The organism is Allobosea eneae, from assembly GCF_042657265.1.
GTDB lineage: Bacteria > Pseudomonadota > Alphaproteobacteria > Rhizobiales > Beijerinckiaceae > Allobosea > Allobosea eneae.
This window is the reverse complement of the sequence record NZ_JBHSLW010000039.1, coordinates 103823-128808: the sequence shown is the minus strand read 5'-3', so window position 1 is coordinate 128808 and position 24986 is coordinate 103823. Positions and strand designations below refer to the sequence as shown.

Genomic DNA, 24986 nt, shown 5'->3' with positions numbered 1-24986 from the left:
TTTTTCTCTAACTCCTGGCCTGCGGGCTCAGAACGGAAGGGCCTTCGGCCGCGCCCAGCGATACCAGAGCGCGATCAGCATGCGCGTCAGCGTCACCGCGGTGATGACCGTGGTCAGGATGCCCAGGATGAAGACGACGGCAAAGCCGCGCACCGGGCCAGAACCGAGCGCGAACAGCGCGACCGCCGCGATCAGCATGGTGACATTGGAGTCGATGATCGTGGCGAAGGCTCGCGTGAAACCGGCCTCGAGCGCCGAGACCAGCGACCTGCCGAGGCGCGATTCCTCGCGCATGCGTTCGTAGATCAGCACGTTCGAATCGACCGCCGTGCCGATGGTGAGCACGATGCCGGCGATGCCCGGAAGGGTCATCGTCGCCCCAAGCAGCGACATCAGCCCGAGGATCAGGCAGACGTGGACGAGCAGCGCGATGCTGGCGATGATGCCGAACAACCCGTAGTTGCCGATCATGTAGAGGATGACCAGCACGGTCGCGATGATCGTCGCCATCTTGCCGGCCTGGATCGAATCCTGGCCGAGGCCGGGCCCGACGGTGCGCTCCTCGACGATCGTCATCTTCGCGGGCAGCGCGCCGGCGCGCAGCAGGATGGCGAGGTTGTTGACGGCCTCGACCGTGAAGTTGCCGGAGATCTGGCCGGAGCCGCCGGTGATCGGCGACTGGATGACCGGAGCCGAGATCACCTTGTTGTCGAGCACGATGGCGAGCTGGCGGCCGAGATTCTCGGTGGTCGCCTGGCCGAAGCGCTGGGCCCCGCGGATGTTGAAGCGGAAATTGACGATCGGCTGGCTGGTGCGCTGGTCGAAGGCCGGCTGGGCGTCGATCAGGTCCTCGCCCTCGACGATGACCTGCCGGCTGATCGGGATCGGCTGGCCGCCCTGGTCCTGCGAGGGCAGCATGTCGACATCGCCGGCATTGGCATCGGCAACCATGCGGAACTGCAGCTTGGCTGTCTCGCCGAGGATCTGCTTCAGGCGCTGCGGGTCCTGCAGGCCCGGCACCTGGACCAAGATGCGGTCGAGGCCCTGGCGCTGGATATTCGGCTCGGTGGTGCCGAGCGCGTCGACGCGGCGGCGCAGCACTTCCATCGCCTGCTCGACGGCCCGGCGGATGCGCAGGTTGGCGCCGGCCTCGGTGACGTTGAGCTGGATCAGCCCGTCGGGATTCTCGGTGACCTCGATGGACTGATTGCCGGACGGCCCGAAGGCGCCGAGGGTGCCGATCGGCTGGGCGAGCTCGCGCAGCTTCGGCATCAGCTTGGCGCGGTCGGCCGCCTCGGGCACGCGCAGCTGCACGCCGCGTGGGGTCAGGCCGATGCCGCCCTGCAGGCCGACGCGCTCCTCGCGCAGGATGCGGCGGACGTCGTCGCGCAACTGCGTGACCTGGCTGCGGATCAGGTCGGCACGGTCGATCTCGAGCAGGACGTGCGAGCCGCCCTGCAGGTCGAGGCCGAGCGTCATCGCATGGATCGGCAGCAGGAAGCGCGGAATCCAGGCCGGAGCGCCCTGCTCAATCGCCTTGCGGGTCTCAGGCGAGAACAGGTTCGGCACGGCGAGCCCGCAGCCGAAGATCAGCACGAGCAGAACGAGAATGACCTTGCGGGCCTGGAGACGAAGCATCTGTATGAACAGCCTTGTTGGCGGGCACGGGCGCTTTCAGGCCCGCGCCTCACGGCCTTCAGCTCTTGACCGGCTCGCCCTTGGCGCGCACGTCCGACACCATGCCCTTGAGGATGCGCACGCGCACGCCGTCGGCGATCTCGGCCTCGATCTCGGTATCGTCGACCACCTTCGAGACCTTGGCGATGATGCCGCCCGAGGTGATGATCGTGTCGCCGCGGCGCACGTTCTTGATCATCTCCTGATGCGCCTTCACCCGCTTCTGCTGCGGCCTGATGATCAGGAACCACATGATGATGAAGATCAGGACGAACGGAACCAGCGACATCAGCACGTCGTTGGTGCCGCCGCCTCCAAGGCCCTGGGCAAAAGCGGGGGTGATCACGGGAAGGCTCCTTCACGTCGCCGCCGAGTGACGGCCGGCCGGCGCGGGGGTTGGTAAAATCGCGCGGACTATAGCCAGCGATGTCATGAAATCAATCGAAAGCGGCGGGCCTTTCGACCGCATCCCCCAGCTAAGCGCTCCCTGCCCTGGGCGCAATGGCCTTGCCTTTCAGGGGCGTGGAGAGTTATGAGCGTACCGTACCGTTCGGTACGCATCATTCATGCGGACTGCCTGCAATGACCGACACCGCCCCCGACCAAACGCTTGCCACCCTGCTGCGCATCGCCGATGCGCTGGAGCGCCTCGCACCGCCCACCAAGCGCAAGCCCGATCTCACAGCCGCCGACGCCTTCGTCTGGCATGCCGCCGCTCACGAGCTCGCCCCCGTCGCCAAGGTCAACCGCGTCGCGCTCTCGCTGCTGCGCGGCGTCGACCGGGTGCGCGACACGCTGGCCGAGAACACAGAGCGTTTCGCCCGCGGTCTGCCGGCCAACAACGTCCTGCTTTGGGGTGCGCGCGGCATGGGCAAATCGTCGCTGGTCAAGGCGGTGCATGCCGACACCAACAAGCGGCTGCCGAAGGGCGCCCTCCCCCTCAAGCTGATCGAGATCCACCGCGAGGACATCGAGAGCCTGCCCGTGCTGATGGGGCTGCTCAAGGCTGATCCGCATCCCGCCATCGTCTTCTGCGACGATCTCTCCTTCGACGGCCAGGACACCTCCTACAAGTCGCTGAAGGCAGCGCTCGACGGCGGCGTCGAGGGCCGGCCGGAGAACGTCGTGTTCTACGCCACCTCGAATCGCCGGCATTTGCTGGCGCGCGAAATGGTCGAGAACGAGCGCTCGACCTCAATCAACCCTGGTGAGGCGGTGGAAGAAAAGGTTTCGCTGTCGGACCGGTTCGGCCTCTGGCTCGGCTTCCACAAATGCAGCCAGGACGAATATCTTGCGATGATCGACGGCTATGTCGGCCATTTCGGCCTGACGATCGAGCCGGAGCAATTGCGGCGCGAGGCGCTGGAATGGGCGACGACGCGTGGTTCGCGCTCCGGGCGCACGGCCTGGCAGTACATCCAGGATCTGGCCGGGCGGCTGGAGACGAAGCTGGAGGGGTGACTCTTCCTTCGCCCCTCGGGGGAGAAGGTGGCAGCGCGAAGCGCTGACGGATGAGGGAAGGACAGGCTCAACCTGTCCCGTTCTCACCCGGTCGCTCCGCCCTCATCCGTCTGCGTCGCAGACACCTTCTCCCCCGAGGGGAGAAGGAGAAAAAAGGAAAAACGGGGCGGCCTTTCCTGGGACCGCCCCGCCTCGTATCGACCGGCGGGGTCTCGCGAATACCGGCCGAAGTGTAAAAGCCATTCCAGCGAAAGTGCGAAGCGGTTTCGCGTCCGCAATTGCGTCTGGTTCGGATCAGTTACTGCTGCTGAGATAGGGCATCGGGTCGACGGGGGTCGAACCCTTGCGCAGCTCGAAGTGCAGCTGCGGCGAGTTGACGTTGCCGGACTGGCCCGACTTGGCGACGACCTGGCCGCGCTTGACCTGCTCGCCGCGCTTGACGTTGAGCTCGCCGTTATGGGCGTAGGCCGAGACGTAGCCGTTCGGGTGGCGGATCAGCACGAGATTGCCGTAGCCCTTGAGCTCGCTGCCGGCATAGGCGACGACGCCGCCCTCAGCCGCCTTGACCGGCGTGCCTTCCGGCACGGCGATGTTGATGCCCTCATTGCCGCCCCTGCCGGCATAGCCGGCGATGACGCGGCCGCGGGCCGGCCAGCGGAAATCGGCACCGGACGAAGCCGGCTCCTCGGCCTTGGGCAGGCTGGCGGTGGTCTGCGGCTCGGGCGCCTTCGGCTCCGGAGCGGGTGCGACCGCCTTCGGCTGGGGGGTGATCTTCTCGGCCGGGGCGCTGGCGACGACCGGCGCGGCAGACTTCGGCTTGACCGGCTGCGCGGCAGGCGCCGGCGCCGGCAGCGCCGCGGTCTTGGTCTCGCCCGCGGCCTTGGCGGCCGCCTTGGCCTTGGCCTCGGCGGCGAAGCGAGCACGGGCCTCACCCATGCGCTTGGCGTCGGCGGCAGCCTTCTCCTTGGCCTCGGCGGCGGCCTGAGCCTTGGCCTGGGCGGCCTGGGCCTTGGCATCGACTGCGGCCGCCTTCGGGGCCGGCGCAGGGGCAGCGGCGACCGGACGCGACACCGGCGGCGGCGCGAGGCGGGGCTGCTCGAAGCGATTGTCGTTCGGCGTGGGCTGGCGCGCGGCAACCTGGGAGCCGCCGCCATTATAGACAGGGACGACGATGCGCGTGCCAGGCGTGACCTCGCCAGAGAGCCCGTTGGCCTGCATCAGCGCCGAGCGCGGCACGCCGTAGCGGCCGGAGATCACGTCGAGCGTCTCGCCATGGGCGACGACGATCGGCGTGCCACCCTGGGCGCTCCAGCCGGCGGCCGAGCCGGGGGCGCTCGGTGCAGGCGCCGTCATTGGCGCCGGGCGAGGCGCGACGGAGGCGGTCGGCGGCGCCAGCGGCTGGCTGCGCACGCCCGGATTGGCGGAGACGGACGCCGTCTCATAGGACTGGCGCGGCGCATTGCGGCCGATCGAGCCGGTGGTCGCCGGATCGCGCTGGGGGCTAGGAGCCTGCGCGGTCTGGAAGGGATTGCTGAAGGGCGCCTCGGTGAAACGCATCGCCTCCGAGGAGCAGGCGCCCAGGCCGGCCGCGAGGGCGCAGACCGACACGACGCGAACCACGGATTTCGGGACGGCCAGCTCGACTTGCTTACGCATGGACTCTGCACTCGCGAACGACGCAACTCTACGGTCCGCATTAAAGAGCCGGTTAGGTTAAGAAGGCGTTTCGCTGCTGACAGCTCAGGTGAATTTCTGAAGGCGACTGCAATCTTCCTGACGGGCCCTCGTCATGGTCGGGCTTGCCCCGAGCATTCACGTCTTCCTTCATCAAGGACTGTGTTCAAGACGTGGATGCTCGCCACAAGGGCGAGCATGACGGGCAGACTCAGCGTGGTCGCCGCAACGAGTGCCTAAAGCGCCTGTGACAGCCCGGGCGCCAGCGGCGGGATGCGGATGATCGGGCCGAGGGCGTGGTCGAAGCCGTCCTCGCTGCGGGTGACGATCACGAGCCGCCCTGCCCCCTCGACGCGCAGCGCGCCGACGAGGCGCCCGCCGATCTCCAGCCGAGCAAGCAGCGCCTCCGGCACCGTCTGCATCACGCCGTTGACCAGGATGCGCTCGAAGCGGCCGAGCGTGCGGTCGGGCTGGAAGCCGTCGGCATGGCGCAGCTCGACGAGCTGGGCGAAGCCGCCGCCGGTGAGGCGCTCATGCGCGGCGAGCGCGAGCGTGCGGTAGCGCTCCAGCGAAACCACCTTGCCGCCCATGGCCGCGAGCAGGGCCGCGACATAGCCCGAGCCGGAGCCGATCTCGAGCACCCGGCAATCGGACTTCATCTCGAGCGCGCCAACCAGTGCCGCGACCGTGTGCGGCGCCGTCATGGTCTGGCCACAGGGAAGCGGCACCGAGACGTCCTGGCGGGCGAGATCGGCGAAGCGCGAGGGCGCGAAATGCTCGCGCGGCACGCGCTCCATCGCGCGGAGCAAGGCGAGGTCGCGCACGCCGCGCGCACGCAGCGACAACAGGAAAGCGACCGTGCGCTCGCTCTCGCTGCTGGCGCCTTCCTCGGTCATCCCAACGTCTTTCAGGCGAAGAGCTGCGCGAAGCGCGTCATCGTCGGCTCATGCGTCAGGTCGAGCTCGAGCGGCGTCACCGAGATCTTCTTCTCGGCGAGGGCGCGCAGGTCGGTGCCATTGGCCGGCTCGTGCTTCCCGCGCTGGAAGGCGATCCAGTAATAGGGATTGCCGCGCCCATCGCGCCGCGGCTCCAGCCGCATCAGCTCCTGGTCGCGCCGGCCCTGCGCGGTGACGGCGACGCCGGCGACCTCGGCCGGGGGCACGTTCGGGAAGTTGAGGTTGAACAGGATGCCGTCAGGAATCCCTTCCTCCAGCAGCCGGCGGATGATTCCCGGCGCATGCTGCAGGGCGCAGTCCCAGATGATTTGGGTGCGGTCGCCCGCCATATAGGCCTGGCTCACCGCGATCGAGGGAATGCCGAGCAGCGTGCCCTCCATGGCGGCGGCGATGGTGCCGGAATAGGTCACGTCCTCCGCGACGTTCTGGCCGCGATTGACGCCGGAGAGCACGAGATCGGGCTTCATCTCGGCCATGACCGAGCGCACCGCCATGATCACGCAATCGGTCGGCGTGCCCTGGACGGCGAAGCGCTTCTCCTCGATCTGGCGCAGGCGCAGCGGGTTCGACAGCGAAAGCGAATGCGCCACGCCCGACTGGTCGGTCTCGGGCGCGACCACCCAGACATCATCAGAGAGCTGGGCCGCGATCTGCTCGAGGACGGCGAGGCCCTCGGCATGGATGCCGTCGTCATTGGTCACCAGGATGCGCATGGGCTCAGGCCGCCTTCTCGATGCGGGTGACCCCGCGCATATAGGGAACCAGCACCTCCGGCACGGTGATCGAGCCGTCGGCGTTCTGGTAGTTTTCCATCACCGCGATCAAGGCGCGGCCGACAGCCGTGCCCGAGCCGTTGAGGGTGTGGACGAAGAACGGGCCCTTGCCATCCTTGGTCTTGTAGCGGGCATTCATGCGACGCGCCTGGAAATCACCGCAGACCGAGCAGGACGAAATCTCGCGATAGGTCTTCTGGCCGGGCAGCCAGACCTCGATGTCGTAGGTCTTCTGCGAGGCGAAGCCCATGTCGCCGGTGCACAGCGTCATGACGCGATAGTGCAAATCGAGCTTCTTCAGCACGGTCTCGGCGCAAGACAGCATGCGCTCATGCTCCTCGCGCGACTTCTCCGGCGCGGTGATCGAGACGAGCTCGACCTTCTCGAACTGGTGCTGGCGCAGCATGCCACGCGTATCACGCCCGGCCGAGCCAGCCTCGGCCCGGAAGCAGGGGGTGAGCGCGGTGAAGCGGCGCGGCAGCTCCTCCTCCGAGAGGATGGATTCGCGCACGAGATTGGTCAGCGGGACTTCGGCGGTTGGGATGAGCCAATGCCCGCCCGCCGCTGCACCAAGCAGTACCTCACCGCGCGCCTTGCCATGGCGAGCCACGGCCAGCTCGCGCTTCAGCCGGTTGAAGAAGGCGGAGATCTGGTCGATCTCATCCTGGCGCAACTTGTGGTCGATTAGGGCCTGCACGACCGAGGCGAAGGTCGCCTGTTCGAGCTTGCCTTCCTCGGATGCCCAATCCTCCGCCAGCGACTCCCAGAGTTCCGCCGCAGGCCCGTGCGGCTTCAGATGCTCGGGCATATCATAGGCTAAGGCGTGGAACTGGTCGGCGGCAAACTTCGGCAGTTGCGCCGTGCCGAACATGGCGTCGTCGCGCACCATCAGCGGCGGGTTGACCTCGGTGTAGCCGTGCTCCTCGACATGGGTGTCGAGCATGAACTGGCCGATGGCGCGGTTGAGGCGCGCCAGCTGGCGATCGAGCACGACGAAGCGCGAGCCGGAGAGCTTCGCGGCTGTCTCGAAATCCATCTGGCCGAGGGCCTCGCCGAGCTCGTAATGCTCCTTGATCTGATTGAAGCCGAACAGCCGGCCGCCAGTCTTCTCTGGCGGCTGGCCATGGGTGTGACCTTCGAGCACGACATTGCCATGCTCGTCGGCGCCGTCCGGCACCTCGTCGAACGGCGTGTTCGGGATGGCGGCGAGCTGAGCGTGCAGCGCCTCGACCGCAGCCTTCTCCTCGGCCTCCAACGCCGGCGCCTGCTCCTTGAGCGAGGCGACCTCGGCCTTGAGCTGCTCGGCCAAAGCGAGGTCCTTCTGGCCCATCGCCTTGCCGATCTCCTTGGAGAGGGCGTTGCGACGCTCCTGCGCGGCCTGCGACTTGCCGATGGCGGCGCGGCGCTGATCGTCGAGCGCCAGCAGCGACGACGACAGTTTCTCAAGCCCGCGTCGCTGCAAGCCCCGATCGAACGCCTCAGCGTTCTCGCGAATCCATCTGATGTCGTACATCGCTCAAGCCGATCCGTTGTGGAATCGGCTGATCCTCTAGAGCATGGCGCGCCGGCACGGAAGCGTTCCGTCGGCGTGGCGCGGGTACGGGTGGGACAAGTGGGCGCTGGCCCCCTCCCCCTTGTGGGCAGGGGCAGGGGTGGGGGCGGAAAGTCGGGGCCCAGTTGCGGCCAGTCGGCCCGAGCCGCTGCTACAGGTCTCCCCCTCGCCCAGTCGTTCGCCCCCCATCCCAGCCCTTCCCCGCAAGGGGGAAGGGAGGAGGCAGGGCGACCGGCCTATGCGGTGGCCCCACTCAGTAAGGCGGCTCCTGATGGACGAGCTTGCCGTCGATCAGCAGGCGCTTGATCGCCGCCTGTCCGGAGCTCGACACGGCCGCGACGATTTCGAGCCGCTTGCGCTCGGTCGTCTCGATGGCGCGGCCGGTGCCTTCGGGCACGAAATAGCTTTCCAGCCCATAGGCGACGCGGATGGCGCCGCGGCCGGCATTGCAGTCCTGGTCGCCGTTCGCGTTGACCGCGCAGGCGGCGGTCGAAACCACCTTGCCTTCGAGCACGGCCCCGCCCGCAGACGCAGGCGGGCGGGCGAGATAGACACCCTTCGCCTCGGCCAGCCCGTCGGCTCCGGGGGCGACGCGGACGAAGACCGTCTGATTGCGTTCGAAGCTCTTGTCGCCGTCGAGCCTGGCGGGTTCGAGCGTGCTGATCCTGTAGTTCAGGATGACATAATCGCCGCGGAACAGGTCCCGGGGATCGACCGGAGCCGTCGCAAGCCTGATCTCCGTGCCGGAGCGCAGAATGCCGGCGCGCGACTCGACCATGGCAAGGATCAGCGCGCAAAGCAGGACAATGGCGGCGAGCCCGCGCCAGAGCGGCGAGACGCGGCCGAGAAGAGCGTCGGCGGAAGGCAGGCGGATCACGGCGCGGCCTCCATCGGCTTGCTGAATTTGGCGAGGAGCCGGCGCATCCCGCTGGCGATCGCGATCAGGGCGGCGCCACCGACCAAAAAGAACAGGGACTGGTCGAGCAAGGTGCCGATGGTCTGCCAGAGCAGGGTCACGACCGCGATGGCGAACAGGAGCGAGCCGGCGATGCTGAGCCGGCGTACGCCGCCACCCGCACCGGCGACGACAACGCCGATCGCGATCGAGAGAATCAATGCCGCCACGACGATCTTGCCGGCCATGCTGACCGCGCCGCCGCTCCAGAACAGCACCGGTACCAGCAGCGACATGACGAGCGCCGCTGCCAGCGGCCAGGCGAAGCGGCGCTCGCGCGCCAGCAGGCCAAGGCCGATCACCACCGGCAGCGCCAGCGCATAGGCGACATAGTTCAGCGAATGCGCCGTGCCAGGCCGAGCCTCAGTGGGGTCGAGGATGCGAATCAGCTCGACATTGAGCGACAGGATCAGCCCGATCAGCCCCCAGGGCAGGAAGGCGGTGAGCAGGCCCGGCCCGCCCCGGTCGAGCGCCAGCGCTCCGAGCGCGACGAACAACGCGGAGACGGCGAGCCCATAGGCGAGCAGGCCGTAGTCGAAGCGCAGGAAGGCCGACTGGCCCGGCAGCGTCGCGAACCAGCCGAGCAGCGCCAGCGCCGCGACGTGATGGACAAGGCGGTTGTGCCGGGTCGCGGCCAGCCAGAGCGCCGGCAGGAAGGGCAGCCAGAACAGCAGATGCGCCCTGCTCTCCCCCTCGTCCCAGCGACCGCCGGCCCAGCAGCCGATCCCGACGATGGCGATGATGAGCGCGCCGTTCGAGCGCAGCAGGAAGGCGACGATCAGCGCGCCGATCGCGACCAGCAGCGCCCCGCCCGGCCAGTCGGTCGGAAGATGGTACATCTGGCCGACGAGCGCGACGCCGGCGGCGAAGATCAGCGTGCCGCACGTCGCGGCGGCGTCGGCGCCGCCTGTCGAACCGCGACTCTCCAGGCGCGCCGAGATGCCGAGCGCGCCGGCGAGGCCGAGCAGGATCATCACCAGCTTGGCGATACGGGGAATCTCCTCCCAGTTCGCCGCGACGAAGGCGGAAACGCTGGAGGCGATCAGCAGGCCGCCGAACAGGCCGATCAGGGCCGGCAGCTTGAAGCCGCCGCCCTCCTGCGCCAGTGCGCGGCGGATGACGGCCGCGCTCTCGGGACTGACCAGCCCCTCGCCCACCCAGCGATTGAGATCGGCCTCGAGCCGCTTGCGATAGGAACCGGTCAGCATGCGGGCCTATTTGGCACGGGCTGACGGGTTTTGGCGAGAGTGCTCGCAGCCGGGGTCTGCCACCTCAGCGCTGGCCCTGCATCGCCCTCAGATTTCCCTTCGCCTGCTCGTTGCCGGCCAGCGCCGCCTTCTCGTACCAGTCGCGCGCCGCGGTCAGGTCGCGCGGGCCGCCGCGACCCTTCTCCAGCATGAAGCCGAAATTGTTCATGGCGGCAGGATGGCCGGTCTGCGCAGCCTTCTCATACCAGAGCCGGGCCTCCCGCAGATCCTCCGGCCCGCCGCGTCCCTTGGCCAGCATGACGCCGAGATTGTTCATCGCCACCGGATAGCCCGTCTGCGCAGACTTCTCGTACCAGAGGCGAGCTTCCGCCAGGTTCGCCGGTCCACCCCGCCCGGTCTCGAGCATGACGCCGAGATTGTTCATGCCCCAGGCATTGCCGGCCTCCGCCGACCTGGCGTACCAGCGCCGCGCCTCCGACAGGTCCTCCGGGCCGCCGCGGCCCTTTTCCAGCAAGAAGCCGAAATTGCGCATGCCCCAGCCGTCGCCGGCCCGCGCAGCCTTCTCGTACCAGAGGCGCGCCTCGGCGAGGTTGGCGGGGCCACCCCGACCCGTTTCGAGCATGACGCCGAGATTGTTCATGCCGCCGGCATTGCCGGCTTCCGCCGACTTCACGTACCAGCGCCGTGCTTCGGGCAGGTTCTCCGGACCGCCGCGTGCCTTTTCGAGCATGAAGCCGAAATTGCGCATGCCCTCGGCGTCGCCGGCCTGCGCGGCCTTCTCGTACCAGCGCCGCGCCTCGGCCAGATCGGCAGGCCCGCCCTGCCCGTGCTCGAGCATGACGCCGATAGCGGTCATCGCATCGGCATTGCCGACCCGGGCCGCCTTCTCGTACCAGACCCGCGCTTCCGGCAGGTTCTCCAGCCCGCCCCAGCCCTTTTGCAGCGCCAGCGCGAAGTTCCGCATGCCCCAGCCATGCCCGGCCTCCGCGGCCTTCTGGTACCAGCGCCGCGCGCCGAGCAGATCCTCGGGGCCGCCGCGCCCCTTCTCCAGCATGATGGCGAGATTGTTCATGGCCTCGACGTGACCGGCCTGCGCCGCCTTCTCATAGAGGCGCCGCGCTTCCGGCTCGTCCTTCGCGCTGCCCTCGCCGTTCTCGAGGAGGTAGGCAAGGTTTCGCATCGCCGCAGCGCTGCCGGCTTGCGAGGCCTTGCGATAGACCGCGACGGCGTCGCTCGGGCGCTTGGCCTTGTCATAGGCGCGGCCGAGCTGGAAGCCCAGGCGCCGCAGCTGAGGCTGCAGCTCGGATGCGGCGCGACAGGCGGCGATCGCAGCATCCGCCGGGAGATCGTCGAAGGCGACACCGCGAGCGTCGCGGTTGCGGTCGAGATCGCCGGCGTGCCCGGCGAGTTCGTCGCATTTGCGGATGCTCGGATCGCGCGCGGCGCGCAGCTCGGGAAGGTAGTTCTCCGCCAGCTCCCGATACGCGCAGATGGCGCCGCAGCCCTTCAGGTAGTCGCCATATTTGCCCTCGGCACTGAGACGCTGCCAGTTCTGCCGGTCGACGGCGATCTGCGCGTCGCGCTGCAGCTGGCTCAGGCGCGTCAGCGCGGCCTCGCGATAACGGCAGACCGCTCCGCAGCGCGCGATATAGTCCTCGAGGGCCAGGCGTTCACCGGACGCCAGCGCCCACCGCCAGGCCTGCTCGTCCCGGCCGCTGGCGACCATGCCGGCGACGGCCGCGACCGGGGTGCCGACCGGAAGCGTGATCGCCGCCTCGTCGACCTCCGGAATCTGCTCGCGTCCGCTGTCGCGCCGCGCCGCTTCCGGCACCGTCTCGCCGAGATAGCGCCTTAGATCCGCGAAGCTGACGGTGCTGCCCTGACCTGCTCCGCTCGCCCGCGCCAGGCCGGCCGCGCCCATGAGGAAACGGCTGGTGAACAGGCCGAGCTTCTGGTTCTGGTCCCAGTTGGCGGGAGACGCTCCGGAGGTCGCGACCAGCTTGACGATACCGCCGCCGCTGCGCGGCCTGGACGGGACGAAGCCGGGGGCGGAGACGGCGAGCAGGCTCTCGCCCTTGCGCCCGGTCTCGCCGGTGAAGCAGGCGTCGATCATCACGATCACGTGCCGCTGCGGCCCGATCTTCTGCCGCACCAGCTCGAGATTGCGATCGAGCGTATCCAGGCGGTAGCCGCTCTCGCTCAGATTGGGATCGCCGTCCTGCGGCAGCAGGATCGCCTGGCGCGTCCCGAGGTCCGGCACGCCATGGCCGGAATAATAGACGAAGACGTTGGAACGGCCTTCGGTGGCGCGGCGCCAGATCCGGCCCGACTGCGGATTGGCCTCGCTGCCGAAGATCTGGTTCAGCTCACCGAGAGTCGCATCCTTCACAAGGAAGACGTTCCTCTCGTGAAAACCGAGCGTGCCGATGAGCCAGGCCCTGATCGCCTCGGCGTCGTTATGCGCGAAATCGACCGTGCTGGTCTGCTTGTAGGCCTTGTTGCCGACCACCACCGCGATCGAATCGGCGTTGTCGGAGAGTGGCGCGCTCTGCGCCGACGCGCTCGCCCACCACAGCAATCCCAAGCATATCGATACAGCTCTCAGCGCCGCTCGCATGGCATACTCACCTGACCCAGCGGCAGGTTGCCATGACGAGCGGAATTTGGCGAGCGCCTAAAGGCGCTTCAGGCCGCCGTGATCCTCTTCTTGCGGGCGAGGTCGGGCGGCGTCGCCTCCTCGACCAGCGCCGCGACCACGGCGTCGAGGCTCATCACCGTCTGGGCCTGGCTGCCGAGGCGGCGCACGGTCACGGTCTTCTCCTCGGCCTCGCGCTTGCCGACGGCGAGGATGACAGGGACCTTGGCCAGCGAGTGCTCGCGCACCTTGTAGCTGATCTTCTCGTTGCGAAGGTCGGCGCGGGCGCGCAGGCCGGCCGAGAGCAGCGCCATGGTGACTTCCTCGCCATAGGCGTCAGCCTCGGAGGTGATCGGCGCGACGATGATCTGCTCAGGTGCCAGCCAGAGCGGGAAATGCCCGGCATGGTGCTCGATCAGGATGCCGACGAAGCGCTCCAGCGAGCCGCAAATGGCGCGATGGACCATGACCGGCTGCTTCTTCTCGCCGTCCGAGCCGATATAGAAGGCGCCGAAGCGCTCCGGCAGGTTGAAGTCGACCTGCGTCGTGCCGCATTGCCAGTCGCGGCCGATGGCGTCGCGCAGGACATATTCGAACTTCGGCCCGTAAAAGGCGCCTTCGCCCGGGTTGATCTCGGTCGTGATCCGGTTGCCGGACTGCTTCGCGATCCTCTCCAGGACCCTGGTCATGACGTCTTCGGCATGGTCCCAGACCGCATCGGAGCCGACGCGCTTCTCCGGCCGCGTCGAGAGCTTGATGACGAGATCGTCGGTAAAGCCGAAATCCTCGTAGACCGAGAGAATCAGGTCGTTGATCGCCAGGCACTCGGCGGCGAGCTGCTCCTCGGTGCAGAAGATGTGGGCGTCGTCCTGGGTGAAGCCGCGCACGCGCATCAGCCCGTGCAGCGCGCCCGACGGCTCGTAGCGGTGGACATTGCCGAACTCGGCCAGCCGGATCGGCAGGTCGCGATAGCTCTTCAGCCCGTGCTTGAAGATCTGGACATGGCCCGGGCAGTTCATCGGCTTCAGGGCGAAGACCTTGTGGTCACGCTCCTGGTCGTTCGGGTTCTCGAAGGCCGAGGCCGACTTCACCGCGAACATGTTGTCCTGGTACCAGCCCCAGTGTCCCGAGGTCTCCCAGAGCGACTTGTCGAGCACCTGCGGGGCGTTGACCTCCTCATAGTCGGCGGCGAGGCGCCGGCGCATATAGGTCAACACCTCCTGGAACAGCCGCCAGCCCTTGGAGTGCCAGAAGACGACGCCCGGCCCCTCCTCCTGGAAGTGGAACAGGTCCATCTCGCGGCCGAGGCGGCGATGGTCGCGCTTCTCGGCTTCCTCTAGCTGCTTGAGATAGGCGTCGAGTTCCTCCTGCCGGGCGAAGGCCGTGCCGTAGATGCGGGTTAGCATCGCGTTGTTGCTGTCGCCACGCCAATAGGCGCCGGCCGTTTTCATCAGCTTGAAGGCGTTGCCGACCTTGCCAACCGAGGTCATGTGCGGGCCGCGGCAGAGGTCGATCCAGTCGCCCTGCGCGTACATCTTCAGCGTCTGGTCGGCGGGAATCGCATCGACCAGCTCGACCTTGTAGGCCTCGCCCTTCTTCGCGAAGAAATCCTTGGCTTTGTCGCGGCTCCAGATCTCCTTGGTGAAAGGTTTGTCGCGCGCGATGATCTCGCGCATCTTCTTCTCGATCGCCGGGAAGTCCTCCGGGGTGAAGGGCTCGTTGCGGGCGAAATCGTAGAAGAAGCCGTTCTCGATGACCGGGCCGATCGTCACCTGCGTGCCGGGGAAGAGTTCCTGCACCGCTTCGGCGAGGACGTGCGCGGTGTCATGCCGGATCAGCTCCAGCGCGCGCGGGTCCTCTCGGCCCAGGAACTCGATCTTCGCGTCGCGCTCGATCGGGTCGCCGAGATCCACGACCACGCCGTCGAGGGCCATCGCGACGGTGCGCTTCAGCAGAGAGGGGGAAATGCCGCCGGCAATGTCCTTGCCGGTGATGCCGGAAGGGAACTCGCGCTGTGCGCCGTCGGGAAATGTCAGGGAGATCGTCATCGATCGCGCTCCTGCTCACTCGGGGATACAAAGCCCCGTAAGCCAAGGCCGGCTGCCTTTGAGGGGCGCGGCCGGCAGCCGGATCGGCGCGCGCCGGGGAGGCCTATACGAGCGGGAGAGCGCAGGCAATCGCGGAATCGCTGGCCTCGCCGAAGCTGTCCGTTTCGTCATCTTCCGGTCAGGTCGCGGCAAAGCCGGCACGCCCAGCATCGCGGCCTCGCCATCAGGGAGACCACAGACCATGTCCCGCAGCCTAGCCCTCGCCTTCGCCGGCCTGCTCCTGCCTGCCACCGCATTTGCCCAGGCGCCGGATCGCGCCGCCATCCGCAAGGCCTGCGCCGCCGATTTCCAGGCCAACTGTCCGGGGATCAAGCCGGGCGGCGGACGGCTTGCCGCCTGCCTGAAGGAAAAGCGCGCCTCGTTCTCCGAGGCCTGCCTGACCACGCTACAGCAGGCGCGGGCTCAGCGCCCTGGCGGCTGAGGCTCGTCAGCCGCCGGCGCGTTGACCCCGCGCCAGCGGCCATAGGCCCAAGGCTTGTACCAGGCTCCCTCCAGCGGCAGTTCCTCGCAGACGAGGTCGATGCCCGAGGTGCCGAGCGGGGTGCAGCGACAGATGCGGGCGAAGCCGACCCAGCCGCCGGCCCAAAGGCCGTGCCGCTGGATCGCCTCGTCGGTGTATTCCGAGCAGGACGGCCAGTGTCGGCACTGCCTGCCGATCAGCATGGAGAGGCTGAGCTGATAGCCGCGGATCAGCAGATGCGCCCCCCGCCGTGGAGCAAGCGCGAGGCCGCGTCGCCATGAAAGGCTTTTTTCAGCATGTTTAGGCAGGTATGACTTGAGCGAACCTCGCCGTCCCCGCTCACCTCTCTCCATCGCCCTTTGCCGATTCTGCCCTTCCCACCCCCCGGTCATAATGCGCGCACGTTTCCTTCCCTCCGCCACCACCCTTTGCGGGCCGCTGCTCGCCCTGACCCTGGCCCTGCCCGCGGCTGCACAGCAGAGACCCTACCTGATCTGGCTCGACGCCGCCAAAATCGACGTTGCCAAGGTGATGGGGCTGCCACCGGCGCAGAACTCGCCCGAGCATCGCGCCGAGTTCGAGAAGGTGCTCGCCATCTCCTCGGCCCGCACGCCCGAGCGCGAGAAGCAGGCGATCGCCGACCAATACCAGACGCTCAACGCCTTCCTGAACGGCATCGACCACGCCTATGTCGAAGGCACCCATCGCGAGACGCGGCTCCTGATGCGCGAGGCGCAGATCGAGCTCGCCATCCTGCTGAAAAGCGTCAACCGCCTGACCAGCCGCATCCGCCCGTTCCAGATGTGGAACAAGGTCAGGGTCAAGCCCTGCCCGGGCGGGCGGCCAGAGGGGACGTCCTTCCCTTCGGCGCACGCTGCAACCGCGGCACTCTACGCCACCCTGCTCTCGGACGCCGTGCCCGAGCTCGCCGACAAGTTCGAGGAGCGGGTCAAGAGCTATGGCGAGAGCCGCCTCGTCTGCGGCTTCCATTATCCGACCGACCTCGAAGCCGGTGACAAGATCGGCCGCGTCGTCGCCAAGGCGCTGCTCGCCGAGAAGGCCTTCAAGGTCCGCTTCGACGAGACGCGGGTCGAGACGCGGCTGGCTTTCGGGCTGAAATAGCACTCAGCCCACGACCGTCTCGCGCCGCTTCGCCTCGATCTGGCCGATCGCGTCGACGACCGCGTCGAAGGTCAGCATGGTCGAGGCGTGGCGCGCCTTGAAGTCGCGCACCGGAACAAGGACGGAAAGGTCCGCCCATTTCCCGTCCGGGGGCTCCGCCCCTTCCTTCAGGATTGCCCGCGCCTGCTCGCGGACCTTGCGCAGTTCGTCGGCCGTCGAGCCGACGACATGGCGCGCCATGATCGACGACGAGGCCTGTCCGAGCGCGCAGGCGCGGACATCGTGGCCGAAGCCGGTGACGACATCCTCGTCCATTTTCAGGTCGATCGTCACCGTCGAGCCGCAAAGGCGCGAATGAGCCGTCGCCGTGGCATCGGGCGCCGGCAGGCGCTCGAGCAGCGGGAGGTTTCCTGCCAATTCCAGGATTCGCTTGTTGTAGACGTCGTTCAGCATGTGCGAGCCCATGCGGGGGTGGATCGACCCGCCTTCCACCCCAATATAGAAAGGACCCTCCTAGATGGGGAGGCCCGTCTTGCCGCAGCAGTCGACGACTTGATCCATCCCCGCCTTCCGCACGTAGGAGGGCGAGACAACAAAACGGAAGGCACCACATGGACGCCGTGGTTAAGTCCTTATCCGCGGACCAGGCCCTGCGCCCGGCCGCAGACACATTTCTCGTCAGAAAGCCGACGCGGGAAGAGGCCGAGGAAGCGGTGCGCACCCTGATCCTCTGGGCCGGTGACGATCCTTCGCGCGAGGGGCTGCTCGAGACACCCGGCCGCGTCGCCAAAGCCTATCGCGAATTCTACAGGGGCTACGACGAGGACCCCGAGGAGATTCTCGAACGCGTCTTCGAGGAGGTCGACGGCTACAAGGACATGGTCCTCGTCCGCGACATCCCGTTCTATTCGCATTGCGAGCACCACATGGTGCCCTTCGTCGGCAAGGTCCATATCGGCTACTACCCGAGCGGGGGCGTGGTCGGACTGTCGAAACTGGCCCGCGTCGTCGAGGTCTATGCACGCCGCCTGCAGACGCAGGAGACGATGACGGCGCAGATCGCCCAGGCGATCGAGCGGTGCCTGAAGCCCGGCGGCGTCGCCGTCCTCGTCGAGGCCGAGCACATGTGCATGTCGATGCGCGGCGTGCAGAAGCAGGGCTCGTCGACGATGACGACGCAGTACACGGGCCGCTTCCGCGACCCCGCCGAGCAGGTGCGCTTCTTCACCATGGTGAAGTCGCCGGGGCTGTGAGCCCACGACCTGCGTTCCGACGCGTCATGCTCGGGCTTGCCTCGAGCATCTCGGAAACCAGCGTTTTCTGGCCTCGAGATTCCCGGGCTGGCGCTCCACGCCGCCCGAGAATGACGGCTCACGTTACCTGCCGTATATGCGAGACGTCACCGTCAGGATTCCAACATGACTGCCTTCCCCACCCTTTCAGCCAAAGCCGAGATCGAAGAGGGCACGGTCCTTGCTCCCAAATTCGATCGTGACGGCCTCGTCACCTGCGTCACCACCGACGCAAAGACCGGCGAGGTGTTGATGGTCGCGCATATGAACGCCGAATCGCTACGCCGAAGCATCGAGACGGGCGAAGCCTGGTACTGGTCGCGCTCGCGCCAAGCGCTCTGGCGCAAGGGCGAGACCTCAGGCCAGCTCCAGAGCATCGTCGAGATGCGGGTCGATTGCGATCAGGACGCGATCTGGATCAAGGTCAATGTCGGCGGAGACGGCGGCTGCTGCCACACCGGCCGCCACAGTTGCTTCTATCGGGTTAAGCCGGTCGGCACCGCGGCCGACGCACCGCTGACCTTCTGAACCGGGACTGCCTGCTTCGTTGGCAATCCTTTCACCAAGCTTTCATGTTTCCTTCAAAAGCGACTGATAGCCGCCTAGGGTCCCGGCGCCGTTCATCTTTCGCTCATCGGCTGGCGCGATCCTGAAGTCCTCCCGCGGAGGGATTGCGCCGATGAGGCTGGAGAACATCGCCAGACGGGCCTTTGGATTGGGCGGCGGCGGAGCTGCGATGAACGATCTCGTTTCCCGACCCGCCGCGCGCCTCAGCCGGCCACGGATCGGACTTGCCCTCGGCGGCGGCGCTGCGCGCGGCTGGGCGCATATCGGCGTCCTCGATGTCCTCACCGAGGCGGGCTACGCGCCCGAAGTGATCGCCGGCACTTCGATCGGCGCGGTCGTCGGCGGCTGCTATGCTGCTGGCAAGCTCGAGCAATTGCGGGAATTCGCACTGGGCCTGACCAAGCGTCGCGTCGTCGGCCTGATGGACTTCCATCTCGGCGGCGCCGGGCTGATCTCGGGCGGCCGGCTGAAGCGCCTCTTGGAACGCGATCTTGCGGGCCTCCACATCAGCGACCTGAAGCAGACTTACGCCGCCGTCGCAACCGAACTCGGCACCGGCCATGAGATCTGGCTGACCCGCGGCTCGCTGGTCGACGCGCTGCGCGCTTCCTACGCGTTGCCTGGCGTGTTCGACCCGGTGAAGCTCGGCGGACGCTGGCTGATGGACGGGGCGCTGGTCAATCCGGTGCCGGTCACGGTGGCGCGGGCGCTCGGCGCCGACGTCGTGCTCTGTGTCAACCTGAACAGCGACATGACCGGCCGCGGCACGGTGATCCAATCCTATGGCGCCGACGCCGATCCGGAACCCGTGGCCGAGCAGCGCCCGGCTTCCGGCTGGTTCGGCGGCATGCGCGAGCGCATGCGCGGCATCGTCGGCAAGGCCAATCACGACCAGCAGCCGGGCCTCGCCGGCGTGATGGTCGACGCCTTCAACATCACGCAGGACCGGATTTCACGCTCGCGACTCGCCGGCGACCCGCCCGATGTGATGATCGGGCCCAAGCTCGGCCGAGTCGGGCTGTTCGACTTCCACCGCGCCGACGAGGCGATCGCGCTCGGCCGGCAAGCGGCGGAGCGCGCGCTGGACGAGGTCGCCGCGATCGTCGCGGCCAACCACCTGCCGCTGAACTAGGCGGGAGTGACCCGGACGTCCGTCATGGTCGGGCTCGTCCCGACCATCCACGTCTTCGTTCTTCGAGAGCGGTGTTCAAGACGTGGATGCTCACCACAAGGGCGAGCATGACGCCAATGGGACGCTCACGCCATCGCGATATAGTCGCGCATCGCCCGGCTTTCGGCCTCGATCTCGGCGACGCGATGCTTGACCACGTCACCGATCGAAACGATTCCCGCGATCCGGCCATTGTCCACCACCGGCACGTGCCGGAAGCGGCCCGAGGTCATGATTTCCATGAGATCGTCGACGCTGGTGTCCGGCCGGCAGGTCACGACCTTGGCGGTCATCGCGCGGGACACCGGCGTCTCCAGCGCGGCGGCGCCATCCGTGCCGAGGGCCTTGATGATGTCGCGCTCGGAGAGGATGCCGAGCAGGCCGCCATCGGCGCCGGTGACGACCACCGCGCCGATCCGCTTGTCGGCCAGGGTCCGCGCCGCCTCGCCGAGCGTCCGGTGCGGCTGCACCGAGACCACCTCTGCCCCTTTGCTTCCGAGAATATGAACGACGTTCATCGACTTCTCCTCCGACGGTAGCGGCACCGTTGGCCGGTGCACGTCAATAGGTTGCGACGAGAGCAGCGCCGGGTCCTGCGGACCGTTCCGTCCGCGGCGCGACGCCACGCTGGACTGGGTTCAATGTGAGCGAAGTCTGGGGCGACGGCAAGGCGATCGTGGAACGCAGCCTGCCTGCCTCGGTTGTGATCAGCGCCTGACCGGCCCGCGATCGAGCAGCGGGAACAACAGCAAGCCGGCGAGGAAGCCGCCGATATGCGCTTCCCAGGCGATGCTGGTCTCTTCGCCGAGGATCGGCACCAGCCCGGCGCCGAACAGGATGTTGGTGACGAACCAGATCACCACGAACAGCATCGCCCGCGAATTGCGCCAGAGGCCGCCGAGCGGCTCGGCCGGAATCGCACGCACCACCTCGTCATGGCCGAGCCCGCCGAAATGCACGCCGGGCGAGAAGACGAACCGGATCGCCGCCGCCGTCGCGCCGGAAACACCGGCCGAGGCGCCGACCAGCGGCAGCACGTCGAGCTCGCGAGACCACCAGTGCAGCAGGGCGCCGGCGATCGTCGAGAGCGCCATCAGCAGCAGGAAGCGCCCTGCCCCGAGCCGGCGTGCGACCGGGCTGCCGAAGGCCGCCAGCCAGACTACGTTCGAAATCAGATGCAGCCAGGAGCCGTGCAGCAGCCCGTAGCTGAGCAGCGTCCAGGGCTGACCACCGCCATCCGCCAGCAGGAGGCGCACCAGTTGCAGGCGCTGGACGAAATCGGGAGTGCCGGCGCTGCCGAGCGAGCGGGCGACCTCCTCAAGGCGGTCCGGTGCGAACCAGAGCGTCAGGCGCGCCGGCACGAAGGACAGCCAGGAGACGAGGAGAAAGTCGTCGTGTGCGCTGAGCAGTTCGCGCACGCCCTGAATCAGCGCCAAGGCCGCGACCAGCCAGACGACGGCGCCAGGCAGATTGAAGATCGGCTCGCGTGCCGGAGGGCCGTCTGGATCGTCTGGATATGCCGCCATCACGCCCTCACTGGCGCATCGGCCTCCGGCAGGCAACAGAAAAGGGGAGAGCTGGCGCTCTCCCCTTCCCTCCCGGCCGGTCACGCCCCCGCGCCCCCGCCTTTTCCGGTAAGCCCGCACGCATTGTGCGGGCTCGAATTCGACGAGGGATTTATGCGGCATTTTAGGCATCTTCCACAAGCTTAACCGTTACTTAACCTTAACGACCCCTGCCGCCTCCCCCTGTCCGGGTCGCGTGGCAAGACGGCATGCGGGCTGCGTCCTGCCGATTCGCAAGGGCCCGACAGTCTCCACCTCGCACGAAAGCGATCCGATTTGACACGCATTCGCACGATCAGGGACTGCGCAGACCGGACTGGACACGACATGAAGAATCCGAGCACCCGCCTGGTTTTCGATTATTGGGACGCGTTGCGCGGCGAACGGAGCGCCCCCGAACGGGGCGAGATCGAGCCGGGCGCGCTGCGCCATGCGCTGGCCGACACCTTCGTGCTGGAGAACGAGCCGATCGGGCCGGTCTTCCGTTTGGCCGGAACGCGGCTCTGCGCCCTGTTCGATCGCGAGCTGCGCGGACGCGCCTTCGCGGCCCTCTGGCCCGATGTCGAGGCCCAGGGCGACATGCGCCGCCTCGTCCAGACGGTGATGGACGAGAGCGCGGGCGCCGTCGCCGGCCTCTCGGCCCAGACTGAGAACGGCGCCAGCGTCCATCTCGAACTGCTCCTGTTGCCATTGCGCTATCGCGGCCGCACCCATGCCCGCATCCTCGGCGCGCTCTCGCCGGCCTTGTCGCCGGACTGGCTCGGCCTCGATACGCTCGATTCGATGCGGATGATCTCGCTCAGGATGATCTGGCCGGATTCTCGGGCGCAGCGGAGCGGCGAAACGCAGGCTCAGGACAAGCGGCCGAAGCTGATGCTGCTTCCCGGCGGACGTGTGTGAGGCCGCTCTAACTACCTCTTAACTCGCGAGCCGCTAGCATGACCCTGGTAGAAACAGAGTCAGCGATGCTCACGGCGCCCCAAAATCCGAAGACGGGCTCGGTCCCGGTCGAGCGCCGGCGGCATCAGCGCATGAAAGTCGTCCTGCTCGGACGCTACATGCTGCCCAACCGCATGGAATATCCGTGCCAGACCACCGACATCTCGCCGGGCGGGCTGCACATGGTCGCGCCGGTCAAGCCGATGGTCGGCGACCGCGTCATCGTCTATCTCGAACATCTCGGCCGAATCGAAGGCACGGCGGTGCGCACTACGCCCGCCGGCTTCGCGATGACCATCACCGCGACCAGCCGCAAGCGCGAGAAATTCACCGCGCAGCTGACCTGGCTCGCCAATCGCGACGAGCTCGGCCTGCCCGAGGATCGGCGCCATGAGCGCATCGTGCCGCGCAATCCGCGTTGCATCATCACCCTCGAGGACGGCAGCGAGCATGCAATCCGGCTGATCGACATCTCGTTGTCGGGCGCGGCCTTCGCCAGCGACCACCAGTTCGAGATGGGCACGTCGGTCCGGCTCGGCGGTACTGCGGCGATGATCGTACGCCGCTTCGACGGCGGCTACGCCGCCCAGTTCCGCATGCCGCTCTCGGCCGACGCGCTCGACGAGAATCTCGAGCTCTGAGGGCGGGCAAGCGCTTCTTCCGTCCGGCTGAGCCTTCAAGGCAGTTCCGAGGCGCCGCGCCCGCCCCCGCAAGGCCGGGCAGCGGCTCGCCATACGTTTTCCGGCCCCAGAAATCTTCGGCCAGAACAGGTATCCTGACAGCCCCCTCCTCGCCTGTGGAAGAACGGTGCGGATGAAGGCCGGCGCCGCGCCATAGGAGGCGCAGCGCCAACGACCTCTCTCTAACGATCAAAGGCGGTCTTTGCCCGCCGTCGTCTCCAACCGTGAAAGGAATGCCCCTGTCTCGCCCGCTCGGCGCGGCAACCCTTAACACGGGATTGCCAACCTCGACCTCATGGTTAAGAGACTGGATGGTTAAGGAGATCCATAGTTAAGAATCTCTCACGCGAGGGCTGAGAATTCTTACCCTCGCTTTTATACCTGATTCTCTACAAGTACTTTGATCATCTATAGGCTCGATTTCAGTAAAATTGTCCGCTTTCATTTCAAGCGATCTCTACAGCCCAAGAGCATGGTCGTTCCCGGGACAGGAAAGGGGACGACATGCTTTCGAGCTTCCGGGGATTTCGCGGTCTTGCCGCTGCTACCATTATCGTTCTGACCGGTGTGACCGGCGCGGAGGCGCAGCAGACCGGCGCTCTGCCGGTCGCCAGCGCCCCGATCGTCGCCGGCGGCGACGCCCGAGCGCCTTACGCCTGGACGGATTTCTGCAAGCGCAGCCCGAGCGAATGCGCCGTCGACACCCGCGAGGCCGAGCAGATCGAGTTGACGCCGAAGCTATGGAAGCTGATCGTCGCGGCCAATCTCAAGGCCAATCGCGAGATCGAGGCGATCACCGACCAGGACCACTGGGGCGTGGTCGACCGCTGGGACATCCCGACCGACGGCAAGGGCGATTGTGAGGACTATGTGCTGCTGAAGCGCCTGCGCCTGGCTGAAGCCGGCGTGCCACGCCGGGCCATGCGCGTCACCGTCGTGATCGATGAGGAGAATGCCGGCCACGCCGTGCTGATGATCCGCACCGACCGCGGCGATTTCATCCTCGACAACAAGCGCAACGCGATCCTGCCGTGGAGCCAGACCGGCTACACCTATGTGAAGCGTGAATCCCAGACCCGCACCGGCTGGGCCTCGCTCGGCGGCCTCTCGACCTCGACAGTGGCCTCGCTGCGCTAACGAGAATTGGGGTGCCGGGCCAGACGGAGCTCGGCGCGCCAGAATGAATGGCAAGGCCTGACAAGCTAGCCATAGGGACGACGCGTCCGGTCACGTCCCCACCCACCCGTCCCCGACCGGGCACGTCCAGGGCCGGCTCCTTCCCCGGGAGCCGGCCCGCTTCTTTAAGTATCTGATTTTCCACATAATCATTTTTCACTCCCTACGCGCTTTTTGCCGCTACTGTCACCACTGCCCTCCGCTCGTCGGGCCGATCGAAGTTTCCACCGGCGGCAGTAGTTGCGGCCGCTCCGCCTGACGCAACGCTGCTGCGGGAGCCATCAAATGGCAGCCGCTGAACTAACCAGCGCATCCGGTATTCGGAACGCATCTCAGATCGAGCTATCCGAAAACCGCCGCATGATTTCTTTCAGGGGGTTTCCTGCGCGTCCAGTCGTTGAAGCAGCTGCCCCATCCTCACTCGCAGTGCATCGCTCGAAAGGTTGGTGGCTGACCGCCGCCAGGCTTGAGCGCGCCGGAACTTCATCGCCGCGTCTTGGTAGCTGTCACAAGCACGCAACTCAGGAGTTTGGTCATGAAGACTATCGCATTTGCGCTGGCGTTAGCGGTTCTGCCTGCGACGGCGTTCGCACAGAACTCGGGAGCAATCGTACGCGATCCGACCGGCGGCTCTACGCGCGATCCGGCGCTCGGCGTCGGCACAGTCGAGCCTTCGATGAAGCGGGACCCGGCTGGCGGCACGATGATCGACGACTCTCCGCGCTTTCGCGCTTACGTCGTTGAGCAGCGCGTCCCGTCCTACACCTATGCCGAGCCGATGGCGGTCGGCACCGTGTTGCCGGCCGAGGGCGGTATCGTCTATCGCCAGGTGCCCAGTGAATACGGCGCGCAGGGTTACAGTTACACGGTCGTGAATGGCCGCACCGTTCTGGTCGAGCCGAGTACCCGGCGCATCGTACAAGTGATCGACTGATCCTGTTCTCGTCGAGGGTCGCATGCTGGCGGGTGTGCGACCCTAACGCTTTGATGCTCCCACTCTAGCTGCCGTCGATAG

General features: G+C 67.2%; 24 protein-coding genes. 10 read left to right on the top strand and 14 right to left on the bottom strand.

From position 1 onward, the window contains the following. Positions 1 to 27 precede the first annotated feature (27 nt). Both secD and yajC read right to left on the bottom strand, forming a co-directional pair. The gene (gene secD, locus ACFPOB_RS23515; protein ID WP_377800794.1) at positions 28 to 1638 is read right to left on the bottom strand and encodes a protein translocase subunit SecD; all 1611 of its coding nucleotides are present in this window, start codon (positions 1636 to 1638) and stop codon (positions 28 to 30) included. A 58-nt stretch (positions 1639 to 1696) separates the two neighbouring features. After that, positions 1697 to 1966 carry a preprotein translocase subunit YajC gene (gene yajC / locus ACFPOB_RS23510; RefSeq protein WP_377800810.1) on the bottom strand — a complete coding sequence of 90 codons (270 nt, stop codon included), beginning with the start codon at positions 1964 to 1966 and terminating at the stop codon, positions 1697 to 1699. Between the two features lie 293 nt (positions 1967 to 2259). Here yajC and ACFPOB_RS23505 point away from each other — a divergent pair, with 293 nt between their 5' ends. After that, entirely contained in the window at positions 2260 to 3138 is an 879-nt protein-coding gene (locus ACFPOB_RS23505) for an ATP-binding protein (RefSeq protein ID WP_377800793.1), read from the top strand. Between the two features lie 294 nt (positions 3139 to 3432). Here ACFPOB_RS23505 and ACFPOB_RS23500 read toward each other — a convergent pair whose 3' ends face one another. The 8 genes from ACFPOB_RS23500 to thrS form a co-directional block, all read right to left on the bottom strand. Next, positions 3433 to 4794 (bottom strand): peptidoglycan DD-metalloendopeptidase family protein, encoded by a 1362-nt coding sequence (locus ACFPOB_RS23500; RefSeq protein WP_377800792.1) that lies wholly within the window; start codon positions 4792 to 4794, stop codon positions 3433 to 3435. A gap of 254 nt (positions 4795 to 5048) precedes the next feature. After that, a complete protein-coding gene (locus ACFPOB_RS23495) occupies positions 5049 to 5708 on the bottom strand; it encodes a protein-L-isoaspartate O-methyltransferase family protein (RefSeq protein ID WP_377800791.1) in 660 nt (219 codons plus the stop codon). Between the two features lie 11 nt (positions 5709 to 5719). Continuing rightward, positions 5720 to 6481, bottom strand: a complete 762-nt coding sequence (gene surE, locus ACFPOB_RS23490) for a 5'/3'-nucleotidase SurE (RefSeq protein ID WP_377800790.1) — start codon at positions 6479 to 6481, stop codon at positions 5720 to 5722. Positions 6482 to 6485: 4 nt separating this feature from the next. Further along, positions 6486 to 8054, bottom strand: coding sequence for a serine--tRNA ligase (serS, locus tag ACFPOB_RS23485; protein ID WP_377800789.1), 1569 nt, complete (start codon positions 8052 to 8054; stop codon positions 6486 to 6488). 292 nt (positions 8055 to 8346) lie between these two features. Next, positions 8347 to 8970, bottom strand: coding sequence for a GDYXXLXY domain-containing protein (locus tag ACFPOB_RS23480; RefSeq protein WP_377800788.1), 624 nt, complete (start codon positions 8968 to 8970; stop codon positions 8347 to 8349). Then, a complete protein-coding gene (locus ACFPOB_RS23475) occupies positions 8967 to 10256 on the bottom strand; it encodes a DUF2157 domain-containing protein (protein ID WP_377800787.1) in 1290 nt (429 codons plus the stop codon). The genes ACFPOB_RS23480 and ACFPOB_RS23475 overlap by 4 nt, the downstream gene beginning before the upstream one ends. 64 nt (positions 10257 to 10320) lie before the next feature. Then, on the bottom strand, positions 10321 to 12840 hold the full coding sequence (locus tag ACFPOB_RS23470; RefSeq protein ID WP_377800786.1) for a caspase family protein: 2520 nt from the start codon (positions 12838 to 12840) through the stop codon (positions 10321 to 10323). 101 nt (positions 12841 to 12941) lie between these two features. Continuing rightward, on the bottom strand, positions 12942 to 14939 hold the full coding sequence (thrS, locus tag ACFPOB_RS23465) for a threonine--tRNA ligase (RefSeq protein ID WP_377800785.1): 1998 nt from the start codon (positions 14937 to 14939) through the stop codon (positions 12942 to 12944). 241 nt (positions 14940 to 15180) lie between these two features. On the opposite strand from thrS, the gene ACFPOB_RS23460 reads away from it, so the two are divergent. Then, positions 15181 to 15420: a cysteine rich repeat-containing protein gene (locus ACFPOB_RS23460; RefSeq protein ID WP_092158566.1), complete on the top strand. Its 240-nt coding sequence runs from the start codon at positions 15181 to 15183 to the stop codon at positions 15418 to 15420. On the opposite strand, the gene yidD is transcribed toward ACFPOB_RS23460, so the two are convergent. Continuing rightward, the gene (gene yidD, locus ACFPOB_RS23455; protein WP_377800809.1) at positions 15402 to 15767 is read right to left on the bottom strand and encodes a membrane protein insertion efficiency factor YidD; all 366 of its coding nucleotides are present in this window, start codon (positions 15765 to 15767) and stop codon (positions 15402 to 15404) included. The two genes, ACFPOB_RS23460 and yidD, sit on opposite strands and share 19 nt — an antisense overlap. A gap of 85 nt (positions 15768 to 15852) precedes the next feature. Between yidD and ACFPOB_RS23450 the strand changes: the two genes are divergently transcribed. Beyond that, positions 15853 to 16581: a phosphatase PAP2 family protein gene (locus ACFPOB_RS23450; protein WP_377800784.1), complete on the top strand. Its 729-nt coding sequence runs from the start codon at positions 15853 to 15855 to the stop codon at positions 16579 to 16581. Positions 16582 to 16584: 3 nt separating this feature from the next. Here ACFPOB_RS23450 and ACFPOB_RS23445 read toward each other — a convergent pair whose 3' ends face one another. Beyond that, a complete protein-coding gene (locus ACFPOB_RS23445) occupies positions 16585 to 17034 on the bottom strand; it encodes an iron-sulfur cluster assembly scaffold protein (RefSeq protein ID WP_377800783.1) in 450 nt (149 codons plus the stop codon). A 158-nt stretch (positions 17035 to 17192) separates the two neighbouring features. On the opposite strand from ACFPOB_RS23445, the gene folE reads away from it, so the two are divergent. From folE to ACFPOB_RS23430, 3 genes are all read left to right on the top strand, one after another. Beyond that, positions 17193 to 17834 (top strand): GTP cyclohydrolase I FolE, encoded by a 642-nt coding sequence (gene folE, locus ACFPOB_RS23440; protein WP_377800782.1) that lies wholly within the window; start codon positions 17193 to 17195, stop codon positions 17832 to 17834. Positions 17835 to 17999: 165 nt separating this feature from the next. Then, positions 18000 to 18401 carry a phosphoribosyl-AMP cyclohydrolase gene (gene hisI / locus ACFPOB_RS23435; RefSeq protein WP_377800781.1) on the top strand — a complete coding sequence of 134 codons (402 nt, stop codon included), beginning with the start codon at positions 18000 to 18002 and terminating at the stop codon, positions 18399 to 18401. Positions 18402 to 18609: 208 nt separating this feature from the next. Continuing rightward, positions 18610 to 19572, top strand: a complete 963-nt coding sequence (locus ACFPOB_RS23430; protein WP_377800780.1) for a patatin-like phospholipase family protein — start codon at positions 18610 to 18612, stop codon at positions 19570 to 19572. A 125-nt stretch (positions 19573 to 19697) separates the two neighbouring features. Here the strand turns inward: ACFPOB_RS23430 and ACFPOB_RS23425 are convergent, their stop codons facing one another. Continuing rightward, the gene (locus ACFPOB_RS23425; RefSeq protein WP_377800779.1) at positions 19698 to 20129 is read right to left on the bottom strand and encodes a CBS domain-containing protein; all 432 of its coding nucleotides are present in this window, start codon (positions 20127 to 20129) and stop codon (positions 19698 to 19700) included. Positions 20130 to 20318: 189 nt separating this feature from the next. Further along, positions 20319 to 21137 (bottom strand): rhomboid family intramembrane serine protease, encoded by an 819-nt coding sequence (locus ACFPOB_RS23420; RefSeq protein ID WP_377800778.1) that lies wholly within the window; start codon positions 21135 to 21137, stop codon positions 20319 to 20321. Between the two features lie 366 nt (positions 21138 to 21503). On the opposite strand from ACFPOB_RS23420, the gene ACFPOB_RS23415 reads away from it, so the two are divergent. From ACFPOB_RS23415 to ACFPOB_RS23400, 4 genes are all read left to right on the top strand, one after another. Further along, positions 21504 to 22076 carry a PAS domain-containing protein gene (locus ACFPOB_RS23415; protein WP_092158582.1) on the top strand — a complete coding sequence of 191 codons (573 nt, stop codon included), beginning with the start codon at positions 21504 to 21506 and terminating at the stop codon, positions 22074 to 22076. Positions 22077 to 22141: 65 nt separating this feature from the next. Next, entirely contained in the window at positions 22142 to 22756 is a 615-nt protein-coding gene (locus ACFPOB_RS23410; RefSeq protein ID WP_092158584.1) for a PilZ domain-containing protein, read from the top strand. Positions 22757 to 23299: 543 nt separating this feature from the next. Continuing rightward, complete coding sequence (locus ACFPOB_RS23405; protein WP_092158586.1) at positions 23300 to 23932, top strand: transglutaminase-like cysteine peptidase; 633 nt, start codon at positions 23300 to 23302, stop codon at positions 23930 to 23932. Between the two features lie 574 nt (positions 23933 to 24506). Next, complete coding sequence (locus ACFPOB_RS23400) at positions 24507 to 24905, top strand: DUF1236 domain-containing protein (RefSeq protein ID WP_377800777.1); 399 nt, start codon at positions 24507 to 24509, stop codon at positions 24903 to 24905. Positions 24906 to 24986 lie beyond the last annotated feature (81 nt).